This is a genomic window from Deltaproteobacteria bacterium, assembly GCA_019310525.1.
Lineage (GTDB): Bacteria > Desulfobacterota > DSM-4660 > Desulfatiglandales > HGW-15 > JAFDEE01.
The window spans coordinates 19,911-36,620 of sequence record JAFDEE010000024.1; the positions used below are offsets into that span (position 1 = coordinate 19,911).

Below are 16,710 nucleotides of genomic sequence, written 5' to 3' on the forward strand. Positions count from 1 at the left end.
CTGCTAGTATTCGAAATTTACCAGATCCAACCCCTATTCCATAACCGGCCGATAAAGGCCGATATGTAATCACCCCCACGGGGACCTGAAGCACGGTGGGAGAGATGGCATCCAAGCCCACATATAACGAATTAAAACGGAGGATCAGGGAACTCGAACGGGAATTGAAGGACCGCGAGGAACAAATCCTCCGGCTTGAAAGCAGGAAGATTGATCTCGAAAAAATCCTGGAGGGCTTTCGCAGGACCCCAACAACGCGGGATGAGGGCAAGGGGATTCGGGCACAAAAAGGGCAATTCCTGAGGCAGGTCGAAGAACGGAAGCGGGCCGAGGAGATCAACAGGGTCCTCTTCCGTATCTCCAACGCAGTCAACACGACCAAGGACTTGAAGCACCTTTATGCTTCCATCCACCATATCCTGGGCCAGATCATCGACACGACCAATTTTTATATCGCCCTTTACGACGGTGAAAAGCGGACCCTGGCCTTTCCTTACTGGAGGGATGAGGTTGATAGGAGTTTCAGGGATCTGGTGGTGGACTATAAAGTATCGGATTCCCTCACGGGCCAGGTGATCCTGGATGGAAAGCCCGTGCTCCTCCGCCGTAGGGAACTCCTTGAAAGAAAGGCCCAGGGTAGGATGCAGGGCGTGCCTCCCCTCGTCTGGCTCGGCGTCCCCCTCATCGCCGATGAGAAGGTTATCGGGGTCATGGCTGTTCAAAGTTACCGAGACCCTGATCTTTTCGACGATCGAGACCTGGAGGTCATGGCCTCCGTTTCCGAGCAGGTCGCCCTGGCCATCGACCGTAAGCGGTCTCAGGAGGCCCTGGTCAGAAGCGAAACCCGTTTCAGGGAGATCGCGGACCTGCTGCCCACCGTGCTTTGTGAAATCGATCCCGACTTCCATGTCACTTACATCAACCGGATCGGAAGTGAGATCTTCGGGATCCACCCTCATGATCTGGGCAGGGGACTCTCGGTGAAGGATTTCTTTCACCCGGATGACAGTGAGAGGGGCGAAGAACTCTTGGAGAAGATGATCCAGGGGATACCAATCAAAGGTGAGGAATTCCGTTTCAAGAAAAAAGGCGGGGAAGCGATATGGGCTTTGGTCTATTCTTCACCGATCCTCAGGGACAAGCAGGTGGCGGGAGTCCGAATCAATCTCATGGATATCACGCTGAAGAAGAGGCTCGAAACCCAACTCGAACGTACTCGCAAGATGGAGACCGTAGCTACCCTTTCCGGGGGAATCGCCCATGACTTCAACAACATCCTGAACGCCATCATGGGCAACGTTTCCCTTGCCTTGGCCATCTCGCCCCCGGGGGGTGAAATCTCGAAGTATCTGGCCAGTGCCGAAAAAAGTTCCTTGAGCGCCAAGAGGCTCGTAGAGCGTTTCATCAAACTCACGGAAATGGGGGCCCCGACCAAAGAGACACTTTCCCTGAAAACCTTGATACTGGATTCTTCCGCCCTCGCAAACCGGGATGCCGATATCCGCTTTGAGCTTTCCATCCCCGGGGACCTCTATGAGGTGGAAATCGATCGAACCCAGATCAGTCAAGTCCTGGACGCCCTAATCACCAACGCAAAGGAAGCCATGCCGGGGGGAGGACTCATCCGTATCAAGGCCGAGAACCTTGAGGACAGCAGCGAGGAGCCGGCCCTGGAGTGGCTTCCCAAGGGAAGGTATGTCAAGATTTCCATCCAGGATCAGGGAATCGGGATCCCGGCCGAATACCTTTCCTTGATCTTTGATCCCTATTTCAGCACCAAGGAGAGGGGCACCCGGAAGGGAATGGGCCTGGGCTTGTCCATCGCTTACTCCTTTGTGCGAAAGCACGGGGGCCACATCCACGTTGAATCACAGGTCAACGAGGGAAGCACCTTTGCAATCTACCTTCCGGCCGCTTCTCCAACCGACCGGCGAAAAGCACGGGGATCCCGTCAATGAAAGGCGGCGACGATCTCTTCGACTCTATCGGCCCCGGAACCGTGGCCCTGATGGGTGTTCCCTGGGACGAGCATTCCTCCTTCATGAGGGGTCCCGCCCTCGCCCCCCCTAAAATCAGGGGAGCCTTACATTCCGGCTCATGCAATCTCTGCGCAGAGAAAGGAGAGGACCTCGGAACCGGGGAGCGATTCCGGGATGTGGGGGACCTTAGCTTTGAGGGCCAAGGGGCTCCCGTGGAAGTGATCGAGAAGGCCGCCGGCCGTCTCCTTACGAGGGGGGCACGGATCCTTTGTCTCGGTGGGGACCACGCCGTCACCTATCCCCTGCTCAGGGCCTACGCCGCGAAATTCGGCCCGGTGGATGTTTTACATCTCGACGCCCACCCGGACCTTTACGACGAGTTCGAGGGAGATCCGCTGTCCCACGCCTGCCCCTTTGCCAGGGTGATGGAGGAGGGACTGGCCGCACGGCTGATCCAGGTGGGAATCCGCACCATGAATCCCCACCAGCGCTCCCAGGCGGACCGTTTCGGAGTGGAGGTGATGGAGATGAAGGACTGGAATCCCTCCCTCCTCCCTGCCTTTGAAAGGCCCGTCTACCTCTCCCTGGACCTGGATGTCCTGGATCCGGCCTTCGCCCCGGGCGTATCGCACCACGAACCCGGAGGTCTTTCCACGAGGGAGGTCATCCGAGTGATCCAGGGGTTGAAGGGCTCCATCATCGGGGCCGACATCGTGGAGTACAATCCCACCCGGGACCCCATCGGGATGACCGCCATGGTGGCGGCCAAGATGGTGAAGGAAATCGCAGCAAAGATGTTGATGCAGGAAGAATCGTGAACACAGGGACTCGGCCTGGGGAAACCGGGCTCAACGTGGCCTGCCGGACCGTGGGAGGTTCCAGGCATGTTTAAGATATCGGAGCGGGAATCCAGGGAAAACCGGTACGTATATTCGAGGATCCAAAGCCCTGTCGGGCCTCTCACCCTCGTGGCCGGCGACAGGGGTCTTCGGGGCCTGTTGTTCCAAAACACCTCCATCCGGTCCGGGCTGCTCCCGAATTCCATTGAAATGGACTCCCATCATGAGTTCCTGGTGCAGGCCAGGGTACAGCTAGGCGAATACTTCGACGGCACCCGCCGGGAATTCGATCTTCCGCTCGCCTACGAGGGGACCCCGTTTCAAAGGCGGGTCTGGAAACTGCTCATGAAGATTCCTTACGGGGAGACCGTTAGTTACGGGGATATCGCAGCGGAGCTGGGAGACCCCAGGAAGGCCCGCCCCGTGGGAGGGGCCGTCGGCGCCAATCCCATCGGCATCATCATTCCCTGCCACCGGGTGATCGGGAAGGACGGATCCCTTACGGGATTCGGGGGTGGACTGGACGTGAAAACCTTTCTCCTGGACCTGGAAAGGAGAAACAAGGCCTAGGATTTTTCTCCCACCCTTGGCGTGAGCGGGACGGTTTGCAGGGCAAGGTTGAGTGGGGTGCAAACCCATGGTCACGAACACCCCCCCTGAGGGCGGTGGAAAAGAGAAGGAGACATGAAGATACGGATGTGCCGGGAAGAGGACGTGGATGCCGTGAGGCGTTTCGTTGAACGCACCCGACCCCTTGATCTCCATTCCCCCTTTACATACTGGGTCCTCCTGAGGTACTTCCCGGAGACCTGCTTTATCATGGAAGATGGAGAAAAGGTGGTGGGATTCATCTCCGGAGTGACAAGTTCCCGTGAAAGGGACCTCTTTTATCTCTGGCAGATCGGGATCGATCCGGGGCTTCGAGGAAAGGGCTATGCGGAACGGCTGATCCACAGGATCCTCGATGCGGCCCGAGAGAAGGGATGCCGCAGACTTCAGGTCACCATCGCGCCGGACAACCCCGCCAGTCTCAAGGCCTTTTCCCGTTTTGCGAGCAACAGCGGTCTTACCATGGAACGGGTGGGAGCCGCCGACTTTTTTGATTCTATCTCGGGCAAAAGGTACTTCGAGGATATCTACGAAATGCGCATTTAGGGGCCTAGAAACAGTCTACCAAACCCCGTGAGCGGGGAAGAAGAGAGGAAAAAGCACAATGGACACCCTGGATTTCGAATCAGGAGCGGCCTATGCCGCCCGCCTGGATGAACAAGACCCCCTGGCCGCCTTCCGGGAGGACTTCCTCATTGCGGATCCGGACCTGATCTATGTTGACGGGAATTCCTTGGGGCGGCTTCCCCGCCGTGTCGCCGAAAGGATGAAAGAGGCCGTGGAGCAGGAATGGGGGATGGACCTGATTCGGGGTTGGAACAGGGGTTGGTACGAGGCACCGGGGCGGGTGGGAGAGAAAATTGCGCCTCTTGTCGGAGCCGGGCCCGGGGAGGTCCTCGTGTGCGATTCCACCTCCGTGAATCTTTTCAAGCTGGTTCTCTCCGCCCTGGAACTGATGCCCGGGAGGAGCAAGATCGTCACCGATGAGCTGAACTTTCCCTCGGATCTCTACGTGCTCCAGGGTTGCTCCCGGTTGCTCCAGGGGACCTACGAGCTGCGCCTGGCCCCTTCCGAGGACGGGATCCACGTGAAAACCGAAGACCTCCTCAGGCTGATCGACGAGAAAACCGCCCTCGTCACCCTCTCCCTGGTGGCCTTCAAGAGCGCCTTCCTTTACGATGCCGCAGCCGTCACCGAGGCCGCCCACCGCAACGGCGCCCTGGTTCTCTGGGACCTCAGCCACGCCGCGGGGGCCGTGCCCGTTCATCTCAACGACTGGGAGGCGGACCTGGCCGTTGGATGCACCTACAAGTACCTCAACGGCGGACCTGGGTCCCCCGCCTTTCTCTACGTGCGAAGGGATCTCCAGGAACGGATGCACCCTCCCATCCAGGGATGGTTCGGGGACCGTTCCCCATTCGACTTCCGCCTGAAATATTCTGTCTCACCCGGCATTTCCCGATTCCTGGCAGGCACTCCACCCATTCTTTCTCTCCTTTCATTGGAAGCGGCCCTTGATCCACTCCTTGAGGCCGGAATCGAAACCATCCGCGAGAAATCCATCCGACTGACTTCCTATTTCATCTATCTGGCTGACAGGATCCTGGCCCCCTTCGGTTTCACGTTGGGTTCGCCCCGCAATCCCGACCAAAGGGGATCCCACGTGAGTATCCGCCATCCCGAGGGATACCGAATCAACCGCGCCTTGATCGAAGAAATGGGAGTGCTGCCCGATTTCAGGGAACCGGACAACATCCGAATCGGGCTTTGCCCACTTTACAACTCCTTTTCAGAGGTCTGGGAGGTGGTGGACCGTATTCGAAAGGTAATGGAACAGGAACGCCATCTTCGCTATCCCATCGAGCGCCTGAAGGTCACCTGACCTTCCCCGCCCGGTCAGGGGAACGGCCCAACGCTCATTTCACCCCCCATTGATCCTTTCCATTTCTCAAGGCGGTGTGTCATAATATATCTTTTCGGAGACCTTTGAAAAATGGGCCGGGTTTGCTCATATCGCTCCCCGGCCATTCCAGCTCATTTTCCAGGCCTGTGTGATCCGATTCGAGAGGAGGCGCAAATGGCAAAAAAGACCTTGTATTTTCATTTGGCCCTGTTCAACGTCCTCCTTTTCTTGCTGCTCTCACTCCCTCCCGCCGAGGCCCGCGTCAAGTTCGTGGCATTGCCCGGGCCCGGGAAAATCGTTCTTCACCTGGATAATCCCTCGGCCGCCCTGGTCGAGGAGGACCGGAGTCTGACCCTCGAAAAAGGCTTAAACCGGGTGGATTTTTCCTGGAAGGGGGTGCGGATCGATAGGGACTCCGTGCGCATGACCATTCTCTGCCCCAAGGATCAGGCCTCCCTTCTCAATGTCGGTTTCCCTCCGGGAGAAGAAGCCCTCTTGTGGGAGATCTACAGCAAGGAGGCCGGAGAAGTGTCGGTGCGAATAAGCTACCTTCTCTCCCGCATCGACGGGCTCCTCCATTACAAGGCCGTCGCAGACAAGGAGGAAAAGACCATCGATCTGAGGGGATTCCTGGTTTTGCGCAATTTTTCGGGAGAGGATTTCCAAGATGTAGTTGTTCTTCCTGCAGGGAACGGGAAGTTCTCGGCCACCGTGAAAAATGGAGAGACCCAAGAACTGCCTGTTTTCCATTGGAACCGCATTCCCGTGGTAAAGGTATGGACCTTCGACGCCCGCAGGATGCCGTGGGATCCCGAGAAACAGGGGGCCGACGGAGCCCTGCCGGTAAGCTACCGAATCAAGGGCCGCCTGGGACCGAACCCCTCCACCCTGCCAGAGGGCAAGGTCCGTATCTTCCTGGAAGACGGCCGGGGAGGAACCCTTTTCCTGGGTGAAGGCAGGATCAACCTGGATCCGGCAGGTGAAGAGGCCACCATCTCCGTAGGCTACAGCCGGGATGTCGTGGTCAAGCAAAGAAAAACCCTGGAACGCCGCATCCACGTCCGGCGGAATGACAAGAACCGAATCGTCCTCTACGATTCGGAAGAAGAGATCAGGGCCCTGGTTCGAAATTTCAAAGACAGCCCGGTAAAGCTCCTCATGATCCAGCACATCCCCGGCCAGTGGGAAATGAAGGCATGCAATCTTCCCTACGAGCGAAAGGAAGCGGGTCTGCTCGAATTCCACGTCACACTCCCCGCCAAGGGAGAGCAGGAACTCACCATGAGATACATCCGCCGAAACATACGACGGGAACCTTACTGAAGGAGCCTTGGAGGAAAAAGAGATGAAGATTCGCCGCATCTTCCTTGCCGCCATGCTCGTGCTGGCCTTGGAGGGAAGCTCCCTTGCCGAGACGGACCTGGCCGTCATCCCCGGGCGGGAGTCGGTCCAGCTTACCATTTACAAGTCCGCAGACCTGACCCTTGTGAGGGAGAAAAGAAATCTCACCCTCAAGAAGGGGCTGAACCGGATTGAACTCTCCTGGGCCGATACCCTCATCGACCCCACGAGCCTGGATGTGCTCCCGTCGGCCCATGCCGATAAGATCGAAGTAACCCTTCTCTCCTACCCGCCGGGGATCAGGAGCCTCGGGATATGGGAGGTGAAAAGCGCTGTTGAAGGCCCGGTGCCCTTCGAGGTCAGTTACCTGACCAGCGGACTCTCCTGGCACGCCTTTTACGAGGGGGTCCTGGGGCCTGACGAGAAGACCATGGATTTGGAGGGTTATGTTGGGATTGATAACCACAGCGGGGAAGATTACGAAAACACCCGCATCAGGTTGATTGTAGGAAAAATCCGTCTCATCGACCGCATAACGGACCTGGCCCGGCGCCCTTTTCCTTTCGGTCGGCCCGGTTCCGGGCCGCTCCTTCCGGAAAAGGCCGCAGTGTCTGATAAAATCTTTGAAGGAGATCGGGGAAAGGCAAAGGTCCTCAAGAAGGCCATGATGGCGCGACCCCGGGAGATTCGAAAGGAGGGCCGAAGCGAATTCTTTCTATACGACATCGAAGGAGCGTGCGACATTCCTGACGGATGGACCAAGAGGCTTCGAAGTTTCAAGGCAACGGAGATTCCCGTGGAGAGCCTCTTCAAATTCGACGAAAAGCGTTTCGGTCCCAAGGTCTTTCGATTCTTGCGTTTCAGGAACGACAAGGCCCACCACCTCGGCAAGACCCCGATCCCTGAAGGCGTCCTGAGGGTCTACCGGGATTCGGGAAGAGCGGGACACCTCGCCTACCAGGGCCGCTCCCGGCTCGGGTATATCCCGGTGGGGCAGGAGGTGGAAATCCCCTTGGGAGAATCCAGGGATGTGGGTGCAAGGGTTGCCCTCGTGGATTACCGGACTGAAGGCTACCGCTTTGACCGAAAAGGCAACATAAGCGGGTGGGACGAGATCCAGACCTATGAAATCGAGGTCCGCAACACCCGGAAGATCCCGGCCAGGATGGAGATTCGGCGCCGGTTCCCCACCCCTGCCTGGGAAATACGAAACAGCGGCGATTTCGGGACCTTTGAGAAGGAGGACCTGAAAACCGTAAAGTATACCCTGTCTGTGCCACCCCTGGCCGTCAAAAGATTCCGTTACGTTCTTACGATTCACCACGGGAGGAGGGCCGACAGGATCACCCCTTAGCAGGCTGTTGAAAAACGTAGCGAGCGCAGTAGGTTTTCAACTGCCTGCCAGACCTCCTGAGCCGGGGGAACACACCCGGGCAAAGCGTACCGCGTTTTCCGCCGATGCTCATCCTCCGGCGGTTTAATTTTTCTCAGGAGAAAACCATTTCGATGAGTGCAACAAGGAACACCAGGCCGATGGGCCGATTCCTGGCCCTGGCTTTCGGATTGCTCCTCCTGGTCCTGTCCTTCCCCGTACCGGCCGAAACCGGGGGCAGCAGGCTGGTAGTGCTCCATACGAACGACCACCACGGACACCCGTTAAAGTTTTCCTACTATCCCTCGCCAGCGGCCGGAGGCCTCCCCGCCCGGGCGACCCTGGTCCGGGGGGTTCGAAGGGAAAACCGGAATGTCCTGCTCCTGGATGCCGGAGACCTCAACACCGGCAGGCCCGAGTCGGATCTTTTCAGTGCCCGTCCGGATATCCTCGGGTACAACGCCCTCGGTTACGACGCCATGGTCCTGGGAAACCATGAATTCGACCATCCCCTCCGGGTGCTCAAAGAGCAGATGGCCGCGGCCCGGTTCCCTTTCCTCTCGGCCAATATCCGCACCCGGGGCGGCGGCCTCCTGGCCCGGCCCTATCTCCTGAAGGATTTCGGGGAGTTCAGGGTTGCTGTCTTCGGGCTTACAACCAAGGACACGGAACACATCGCCAATCCCAAAAATGTCAAGGATCTCCTGTTCGATGACGAAATCCAAACCGCCCGGAGACTCGTTCCCTTCCTGAGAAGAAAGGCCGACATCGTGATCGCCCTCACCCACATGGGTATCTTTGAATCAGTCCGGATAGGCTCCAAGCGTCTGGCCGCCCAGGTGGAAGGAATCGATCTCATCGTGGACGGCCATTCCCATACCAGGCTCGAATCCCCGGTCATGGTGAGAAACCGGCGCTCCGGGAAGATGGTCCCCATCGTTCAGGCCTGGAAATGGGGACTGGTACTCGGGAGGGTGGACCTGGAAATCCATGGAAGGGCGGTCCGGCTCGTTTCCTTCAGGGCCGTCCCGGTCAACCTCAAGACCCTGGAGAGGAGGGCCGACGGGAGGAAGATCATCCGGAACGCAGGCAGGCCGGTGCCCGAGGATCCGGCCCTCTTAAAGATGCTCCAACCATATCTGGACAAGGTAAATACGAGCCTCTCAAAGGTCATAGGATATGCAGAGTCCCCCTTTTCCAACGAGGCATCCCGGCATCGGGAAACTGCCCTGGGAGACCTCGTGGCCGATTCCATGCTCTGGGCCACCCGGGAACTGGGAGCCGACTTCGCTCTCCAGAACGGCGGGGGAATCCGTTCGGGACTTCCCAGAGGCCCCATTACCAGAAAAATTCTTCACGAAATCCTTCCCTTTGACAACACGGTTGTGGTATTGACCCTCAAGGGACGGGATCTTATCGATCTTTTGAATCACCTCGGGGCCAAAGGCATGGGAAGCGGGGCCTTTCCCCAGATCTCACGCGGCATCACCCTGACCCTGGACGCCCGGACCCGCAGGTGCCGCAGGATCCGGGTGCACGGGAGACCCATTGACACCGGCCGGGTTTACAGGGTGGCGACCAATTCCTTTCTAGCCGATGGCGGGGACGGATGCCGTTCCTTTTTAAAGGCCCTTCAAAGACGTGATACAGGGAAGCTCCAGAGGGAGATCCTGGCGGCGTACATCCAGACCCTTGGGGAGGCCCTCCGGCCCAGAATCCATGGCAGGATCCGGGTCATCGGGGCTCCGCTCGGGGCGAGCCGACCGGAATAATAAAAGAGGGGAAAGGAGCACTTTCATCATGAAAACCATTGGGCTTATCGGTGGGATGAGTTGGGAGTCTTCCGCCCTTTACTACAGGATCATCAACGAACGGGTGCGGGAGAAGCTCGGAGGACTCCATTCCTCGAGGAGCATCCTATATTCCGTGGATTTCTCTGAGATCGAGGAGCTTCAACACTCAGGCAGGTGGGACGAAACCACGGAGATACTGGCGGAGGCGGCCGGGAGCCTGGAAAGGGCGGGAGCGCACTTTTTTCTCATCTGCACCAACACCATGCACATAAAGGCAGATGAGATAGAGGCCCGTGTTCAAATTCCCCTGCTTCACATCGCCGACGCCACTGGAGAAAGACTGAGGGCCGAGGGCCTTCACCGGGTAGGACTCCTGGGGACCCGGTTCACAATGGAGAAGGACTTCTACCGGGGGCGGTTGTCGGATCGATACGCCCTGGACGTGCTGATCCCTCCTGAGGAGGACAGGGAGATCGTTCACCGCGTGATTTACAACGAACTTTGCCGGGGGGTTGTCAACTCTTCCTCGAGGGAGGCTTACCGGCAGATCATCAAGGGTCTCGTTCGGAGGGGCGCCGAGGGAATCATCCTTGGATGCACCGAGATAGGTATGCTCGTAGGGCAGCAAGAGAGCCTAGTTCCCGTCTTTGATACGACACGCATCCATGCATCGGCAGCGGTGGATCTTGCCCTCGACGAACAGCAGGGGTCCTCGTCTCCCTGAGGCCGGACCCCGGGGATATCCAATCCGGAAGGGAAGGTTAGAAGCAGGATTTCCTGGAATGCTGGAACAGGATTTTGAAAACGTCCATTCCCCGGTGCATCGCCTGGACCCCCGGGCCAAGGTGGTCGTAGCCATCTGTTTCTCTTTCGTGGTCGCCCTGAGCGACCGTTTTACTGCAGTCATTCCCTCGATCCTCTCGGCGCTCTTCCTGGTCTTTCTCGCACATCTCCCCCCCAGGAAAGTCTGCTCGCGCCTCCTTGCAGTCAACGGGTTGATTTTGGTCCTATGGGTGTTCCTGCCATTTACCTATCCGGGCGAAACGCTTTTTCGCGTAGGCCCCTTCCAGGCCACTCGGGAAGGAATACTCTACACCCTTCTCATCACCTTGAAGACGAACGCCATCATCCTGGCCTTGATCGCCCTGGTGACCACTATGTCAGCCTTCGACACGGGCCGGGCCATGAGAAGACTCGGAATTCCGACCAAGATCGTTCATCTTTTCCTGCTCACCTACCGCTACATTCACGTCATCTACATGGAATACCAGCGCATCACCAAGGCGATGAAAATTCGAGGCTTTTCCCCCAAAACGGACCTTCACACCTACCGGACCTATGCCTACCTGGTGGGGATGCTGTTTATCCGAAGCTATGACAGGGCGGAACGGGTGAGAGCCGCCATGCTCTGCCGGGGATTTACCGGAAAGTACTATGACCTGGGCGAGTTCTCCTTTGGGCACTCCGACAGGATCCTTACCGGGCTCATGCTCCTCGGAATCCTCGGGATCTCATTGCTCCAATGGGGATAAATGCTTGGGCGGGGACTGAGTTCCCGATCCAAGGGGGGCTTGACGATTGAACAATACCGGCAAAGGAGAAGGCATTGACGTTGATCGAGCTTAAAAACGTTCATTTTACTTACCCCGGCGGGATACGAGTCCTCAGTAACCTCGATTTTAAACTCGGGGAAGGGGAAAAGGTGGGACTCATCGGTCCCAACGGCAGCGGTAAAACGACTCTTTTTCACATCATCATGGGATTGTTGAAACCGGATTCCGGACGCATAACGATCTTCGGGAGAGAATGCCGGGAGGAGAAGGACTTCAAGACCGCGAGAAGGGAAATCGGCTTGTTGTTCCAGGATCCCGATGACCAGCTTTTCAGTCCGACGGTCCTCGAGGACCTGGCCTTTGGCCCCCTGAACCAGGGCAAGTCCGTCCGGGAGGCAAAGCGAATCGCCAGGGGAGTCTTGGAAATGCTGGGGCTTTCGGGATTCGAGGACAGGATCACCTACAAGCTTTCGGGAGGGGAAAAAAAACTCGTGGCCCTGGGAACCATCCTGGCCATGAAACCGCGGGTCCTGCTTCTCGATGAACCCACCACCGCCCTGGATCCCGAGACAACGGAGCGAATCATTCAGATCCTAAAGGAGATCGATGTCTCCTACGTCTTTATATCCCACAACATGGACTTTCTCCTCCAGATGGCGGACAAGATCTACGGAATGGAAAACGGGCGCCTGATCTTAGAAGAGGACAGCATCCCCCACACCCACGTTCACGTCCATCCATCCGGCCGTATTCAACATACCCATTCCGGAGGGGATATGCATTAACCGGTCAACGGCAACACAACAAATGATCCCGCGGGCCAGATTTACAGCCTCTGCCGGCTTGAACCCATCGAAATGCCGAGCCGATTCAAAAAGCACTGTCCACTTTTTCAGGGGAAATCCAGTTCGTTGTTCGGTGTGCCCACATTTTTGAGGAAAGACCAACTTCCCAGACTAAAAACCCCTAAAGGCATGAGACCACCATATATTGCACCGCTTTTTTCTTGACTCACAATGGCCCTTTCTTTATATTTTTTCAAAAAAAGCAATGGCTTACCTCTAAAAGAGACTTTAAGATCGTAGAATCAGAAAGGCTTGAGGGTGATCTTCCCCTACTTATTAGCAGCAGTCAGAAAGCACAGGAAATGCTTGGGTAGGCACCGGAGTTTTCAGATATAGATGCCATTATTGAAACGGCATGACGGTGGCATACTCGATGAGTCATCTAATATCATAACGTAAAGGAATTGCTTAATGCAAGACCAACTCGAAAGAGGCGAAGCGCTTTTTGCCGAAGGGAAACTCGATGAAGCCGAAAAGTGTTTTTTGTCAGTCATAGAAAAGGACCCCAACAATAAAGAGGCGCATAATAACCTCGGGGTCATAGCTTTTCAAAGACAAGATATAAAAAAAGCACAGAACTATTTTTTGACTGCGCTCAAACTCGATCCCTTTTATCAAGATGCTATTGATAATCTTATCGCTCTGAGAGGGGGAGACGACGAAACCGCGAAAGAGACCGGGACAGTCAATTTTACTAACACGCTAAGGAAACATGTCAGAATCGTAAACAACAGAAAAATTTTCATAGTCGACTACTGTAGAGGCAAACATGTCCTGCATATTGGGTGCGTTGATAGAGGGTTGGTAAGACAAAGACTCAAAGACACCACACATCTTCATCACCAATTATCGCTGGTTGCAAAGAGACTAATAGGCATCGATGTTGATAAAGCGGGCATTGATCTCTTGAGACGAGTTGGATTTAGCCAGGTTTATGTGGTAGACGTAGAAAACGAGATCATTCCTGCAAACCTCATGAAAGATATCGAAGTAATTGTCATTCCTGAAGTCATGGAACACCTCTCCAATCCCGGCAACTTTCTGGACAATTTAAAAAGGTTAGACTTTTCAGGCGACATTATCGTAAGCGTCCCTAACGCGTTTTCATATCGTGTTGTTACATTAGTCAAAGACAATAACATTGAACTTGTTCATCCGGATCATAATTTCTACTTCTCACCGACAACCCTTGAGACACTGTTGAGAAAACACGGTTTTAAGACCATCGATCAAATCCTTTACTATTGGCCCACCGACGATGCTTTAGGTCATGAGTTGCGCAATGTATTGAAGCAGTCCCCCTATTTGGCGGAAGGACTTATCAGCCTGGTTAAGGACAGTCGATATTCCGAATAGGTCTCTCAGAGACCTCATTGATAGATGACTCACAAGACCCTCGTAACACAAATCGAACCTCCCTAAATTATGGGGGGAGGTGACTACTTTTATCGCACCTATGTGCCTGGATTGACGATGCCCCAGGAAGACGGCTGGGTCCCCTGGTCCAACATTATAGACGTCCTTCGGAACGGCCGGCCTCTTGATCCCAAACGCAACAAACCCTGAACCCCGACCTTTCCCGGTCCCCTTGCCAAACCAAAACCAGCCATCTTGCACCTTTTGCAATCTCTTCTGGGATTGCCCCGGCCGGGGCCGCTTTTTTATGGGAAATCAGTTCGTTGTTCAGTGTGCCCACATTTTTGGGAAAAATTCACCTTAATTTTTTCACCATAATTCCCAAATAGTCCTGACAAAATTTGAGTAGAGTCTAAATTAGTCGCATGAGATATTTGGCTCCATGGGTCATAGATGATTTAAAACGCAAAATGGTATTTATTGGCGGACCGCGCCAGGTAGGTAAGACCACCCTTGCCCGGTTTTTGCTGCAAAAGCATTTTCCTAAGGGCAGGTATTTCAACTGGGATTTTGATGAAGATCGGCAGGATATCCTGAAAAAACGTTGGCGGGATGATAGTCCGCTTCTGATCTTTGATGAGCTTCACAAGTACCCCCATTGGAAACAGTGGATAAAAGGCATTTATGACGTTCTGGGAGAAAATCATCGTATCCTGGTATCGGGGTCTGCACGGCTCGATGTATACAGGAGGGGAGGAGATTCCCTGATAGGCCGCTATCATTACTGGAGATTGCACCCGTTTTCCCTGGATGAAAGACCTGCCGGCATGTCGTGCCAAGAAGCCTTCGGGCGCTTGATGGCAGTTGGGGGATTTCCAGAGCCTTTCCTCGATGGCAGCGAACACTTTGCAAGACGCTGGCGTCGGGAACGATTCAGCCGGGTCATCAGGGAAGACATCAGGGATCTTGAACAGATCAGAAACATTCAGTTGTTGAATCTCATGCTTGATATCTTGAGAAGGCGGGTTGGGTCGACTATTGTATATTCAAACATTGCAGAAGACCTTCAGGTAGCACATAAAACAATCAAAAACTGGCTTGAAGTTCTTGAACGCATGTACCTTGTATTTTCCATCCGGCCTTTTACCCGGTCTATTCCCCGGTCTATCCTGAAGCCCCCAAGGTCTATTTTTTTGACAACGGTGATGTGATCGGTGACGAGGGTGCATGTTTTGAAAACTTGGTGGCATCTTCCCTGTTGAAGAGGCTTCATTTTCTTGAGGACAGGGAAGGTTACCGATACGAATTACGCTACATCAGAGACAAGGAACATCGGGAAGTGGATTTCGTCATTTTAAGGGATGGCATTCTGGAAGAGTTGATAGAGGTTAAATACGGAGACAAGAAAGTTTCCAGATCCTTGAAATATTATGCTGCAAGGCTGAGGCCGGAAAAAGCCACCCAGATAGTTGCTGAGCTGAAAAATTCTTACGATGAGAACGGGATCACTGTGATTGGCCCGGAAGAATATTTTTGTGGCAATTCGGTCTGGTAAAACTTTTGGTCCATCCGAAGTAGTGGTCAAGTAAAAACGGACACAAACGGAATATGTCAATGAAAATGAGACACCGTTGGTGATAAATTAGAGTAGCGCATGCTGAGTACCCTGCGGTTTGTTTATCCATGCTGCTTCCGCCAGGTGCTGATATTGGAATGATAGAGCCCTTCCCGCCAGAGCAGTGCACCGATCTCACCAGGTTGGCGACATGATTCGTATTCCTGCAGAATGTGCAGTTTGTATGCGGCAGTAAAACGTCTTTTGGGCTTTTTCTCTGGTACTTCCGGATCCGAAGGCGAAAAGGTGCCGGGCTGGTGGTTGCCATCATTCGCCGTTGTCCGATTCTGCATGGGCTCGCATTGTAATTGTCCAGTTTTCATGTGAGAACTCCTACCCGCCCTACACTAATTTTGAAAGGATTAGGTGTCTCACTTACATTGACACAGAGGGATGGATTGGGGAAAGATCTTGTTATACCCTCTTGGCTTTTATCTGCTTAAAAATGGAATTACATTGGAGGTCAAACCCTTTAGGAAAAGTAGCCCATAACCTGCCGTTCTTTAAAAGATTGACCGCAAAAAATTTCACACAAAAAAATTGACAGTACCACACCGGAAATGACAAGCTAGGCAAACTGGGAAACGGATTTGACGACACTTGTCTTGTTTGGCCTAGCAAGTCATCCAGTCCCAAGGGACCAACTTCGTTAACCGGATTATTTAGGGCGAAAGCATAGAGATTTACGCCTCCGGTTTCTCCGATCGGATCCCTGGTGATCCACTTGGCCATGGCGGGGTTGTAATACCGGTATCCGTAGTAGACAAGGCCAAGTTCAGCAAAGTATCTCTTTGTAGAAAACCCGAACGGCTGGTCCAGGGAGCCGGTGCTTGCAAGCAGGCGGCCGAAGGTGCTGTACTGATACGATGCCACAATATTCGCTGTCGAGTCAACAACCGCGCTGACATTGCCCTTGCCATCGTAAAGGTAAGAATAGTCCTTTCCGGACCTGTGCAGGTTGAGCAGGCCAAGGCTCCAGGTGTACTGAGAAATAATGTTGTTGTCCTTGTCCCGGTCCTGGAAAGCCAGAAGGCCGTTTCTGACTATCCGCAGTTTGGCTTTGGGAACCTGGTTTTCAAACTCCTCCACCTGGGCCAGAAAGCCGCGGTAATCATAGGTAAACTTCTTCTGATAAATAAACCCCGTTGCGGCTGTAGGCGATTGTACACAGGCGGTTTTCGGCATCGTAGGCGGCCTTAAAAACCGTGCCGTCAGGCAGATAACCTTTTGGCAGGTTGCCGTCGGAATCGTAGCTGTAACTTCTGTCAGGATTTTGAATGGATTAAATGTTTTTATCTCCCGTTTTCCGAGTATTTTTTAATAAATATGATTTTAATACGTGTGCTTCATCATTTCGTTTTTTGATAATAATATCATGATACCCTAACATAAACCCAAATTATGCGTTAACGGTGTAACTTTCTAAACAAAAGTGCCCCCAAATGTAGTAATAGAAGGGTATCGAATAAACCACTAAGACTACAAAGGAGGCACTCAAAAGGTGA

General features: G+C 54.4%; 16 protein-coding genes. 14 read left to right on the forward strand and 2 right to left on the reverse strand.

Translation table 11 applies throughout. The features are described from left to right. The first annotated feature begins 104 nt into the window (after positions 1-104). The 14 genes from JRF57_06215 to JRF57_06280 all read left to right on the forward strand — a co-directional run bounded on the left by JRF57_06215 (position 105) and on the right by JRF57_06280 (position 15,145). Positions 105-1,958 (forward strand): PAS domain S-box protein, encoded by a 1,854-nt coding sequence (locus JRF57_06215; GenBank protein MBW2303293.1) that lies wholly within the window; start codon positions 105-107, stop codon positions 1,956-1,958. After that, complete coding sequence (gene speB, locus JRF57_06220; protein MBW2303294.1) at positions 1,955-2,797, forward strand: agmatinase; 843 nt, start codon at positions 1,955-1,957, stop codon at positions 2,795-2,797. Before JRF57_06215 ends, speB begins: the two co-directional genes overlap by 4 nt. 66 nt (positions 2,798-2,863) lie before the next feature. Further along, on the forward strand, positions 2,864-3,388 hold the full coding sequence (locus tag JRF57_06225; GenBank protein ID MBW2303295.1) for a methylated-DNA--[protein]-cysteine S-methyltransferase: 525 nt from the start codon (positions 2,864-2,866) through the stop codon (positions 3,386-3,388). A gap of 114 nt (positions 3,389-3,502) precedes the next feature. Further along, a complete protein-coding gene (locus JRF57_06230; GenBank protein ID MBW2303296.1) occupies positions 3,503-3,973 on the forward strand; it encodes a GNAT family N-acetyltransferase in 471 nt (156 codons plus the stop codon). Between the two features lie 58 nt (positions 3,974-4,031). Continuing rightward, positions 4,032-5,309, forward strand: a complete 1,278-nt coding sequence (gene kynU / locus JRF57_06235; protein ID MBW2303297.1) for a kynureninase — start codon at positions 4,032-4,034, stop codon at positions 5,307-5,309. Positions 5,310-5,504: 195 nt separating this feature from the next. Further along, positions 5,505-6,653, forward strand: a complete 1,149-nt coding sequence (locus tag JRF57_06240; GenBank protein ID MBW2303298.1) for a hypothetical protein — start codon at positions 5,505-5,507, stop codon at positions 6,651-6,653. A 22-nt stretch (positions 6,654-6,675) separates the two neighbouring features. Next, positions 6,676-8,025, forward strand: coding sequence for a DUF4139 domain-containing protein (locus JRF57_06245; protein MBW2303299.1), 1,350 nt, complete (start codon positions 6,676-6,678; stop codon positions 8,023-8,025). Between the two features lie 152 nt (positions 8,026-8,177). Continuing rightward, positions 8,178-9,815, forward strand: coding sequence for a 5'-nucleotidase C-terminal domain-containing protein (locus JRF57_06250; protein ID MBW2303300.1), 1,638 nt, complete (start codon positions 8,178-8,180; stop codon positions 9,813-9,815). A 28-nt stretch (positions 9,816-9,843) separates the two neighbouring features. Continuing rightward, the gene (locus tag JRF57_06255; GenBank protein ID MBW2303301.1) at positions 9,844-10,560 is read left to right on the forward strand and encodes an aspartate/glutamate racemase family protein; all 717 of its coding nucleotides are present in this window, start codon (positions 9,844-9,846) and stop codon (positions 10,558-10,560) included. 58 nt (positions 10,561-10,618) lie between these two features. Next, on the forward strand, positions 10,619-11,368 hold the full coding sequence (gene cbiQ, locus JRF57_06260; protein ID MBW2303302.1) for a cobalt ECF transporter T component CbiQ: 750 nt from the start codon (positions 10,619-10,621) through the stop codon (positions 11,366-11,368). A 53-nt stretch (positions 11,369-11,421) separates the two neighbouring features. After that, on the forward strand, positions 11,422-12,174 hold the full coding sequence (locus tag JRF57_06265) for an ABC transporter ATP-binding protein (GenBank protein ID MBW2303303.1): 753 nt from the start codon (positions 11,422-11,424) through the stop codon (positions 12,172-12,174). A gap of 471 nt (positions 12,175-12,645) precedes the next feature. Beyond that, positions 12,646-13,590 (forward strand): tetratricopeptide repeat protein, encoded by a 945-nt coding sequence (locus JRF57_06270; GenBank protein ID MBW2303304.1) that lies wholly within the window; start codon positions 12,646-12,648, stop codon positions 13,588-13,590. A 470-nt stretch (positions 13,591-14,060) separates the two neighbouring features. Then, complete coding sequence (locus JRF57_06275; GenBank protein MBW2303305.1) at positions 14,061-14,801, forward strand: ATP-binding protein; 741 nt, start codon at positions 14,061-14,063, stop codon at positions 14,799-14,801. Next, entirely contained in the window at positions 14,798-15,145 is a 348-nt protein-coding gene (locus JRF57_06280) for a DUF4143 domain-containing protein (GenBank protein MBW2303306.1), read from the forward strand. The genes JRF57_06275 and JRF57_06280 overlap by 4 nt, the downstream gene beginning before the upstream one ends. A gap of 122 nt (positions 15,146-15,267) precedes the next feature. Here JRF57_06280 and JRF57_06285 read toward each other — a convergent pair whose 3' ends face one another. Continuing rightward, positions 15,268-15,528 carry a hypothetical protein gene (locus JRF57_06285; protein MBW2303307.1) on the reverse strand — a complete coding sequence of 87 codons (261 nt, stop codon included), beginning with the start codon at positions 15,526-15,528 and terminating at the stop codon, positions 15,268-15,270. 91 nt (positions 15,529-15,619) lie between these two features. Further along, a complete protein-coding gene (locus JRF57_06290) occupies positions 15,620-16,390 on the reverse strand; it encodes an RHS repeat-associated core domain-containing protein (GenBank protein MBW2303308.1) in 771 nt (256 codons plus the stop codon). Positions 16,391-16,710: the final 320 nt, after the last annotated feature.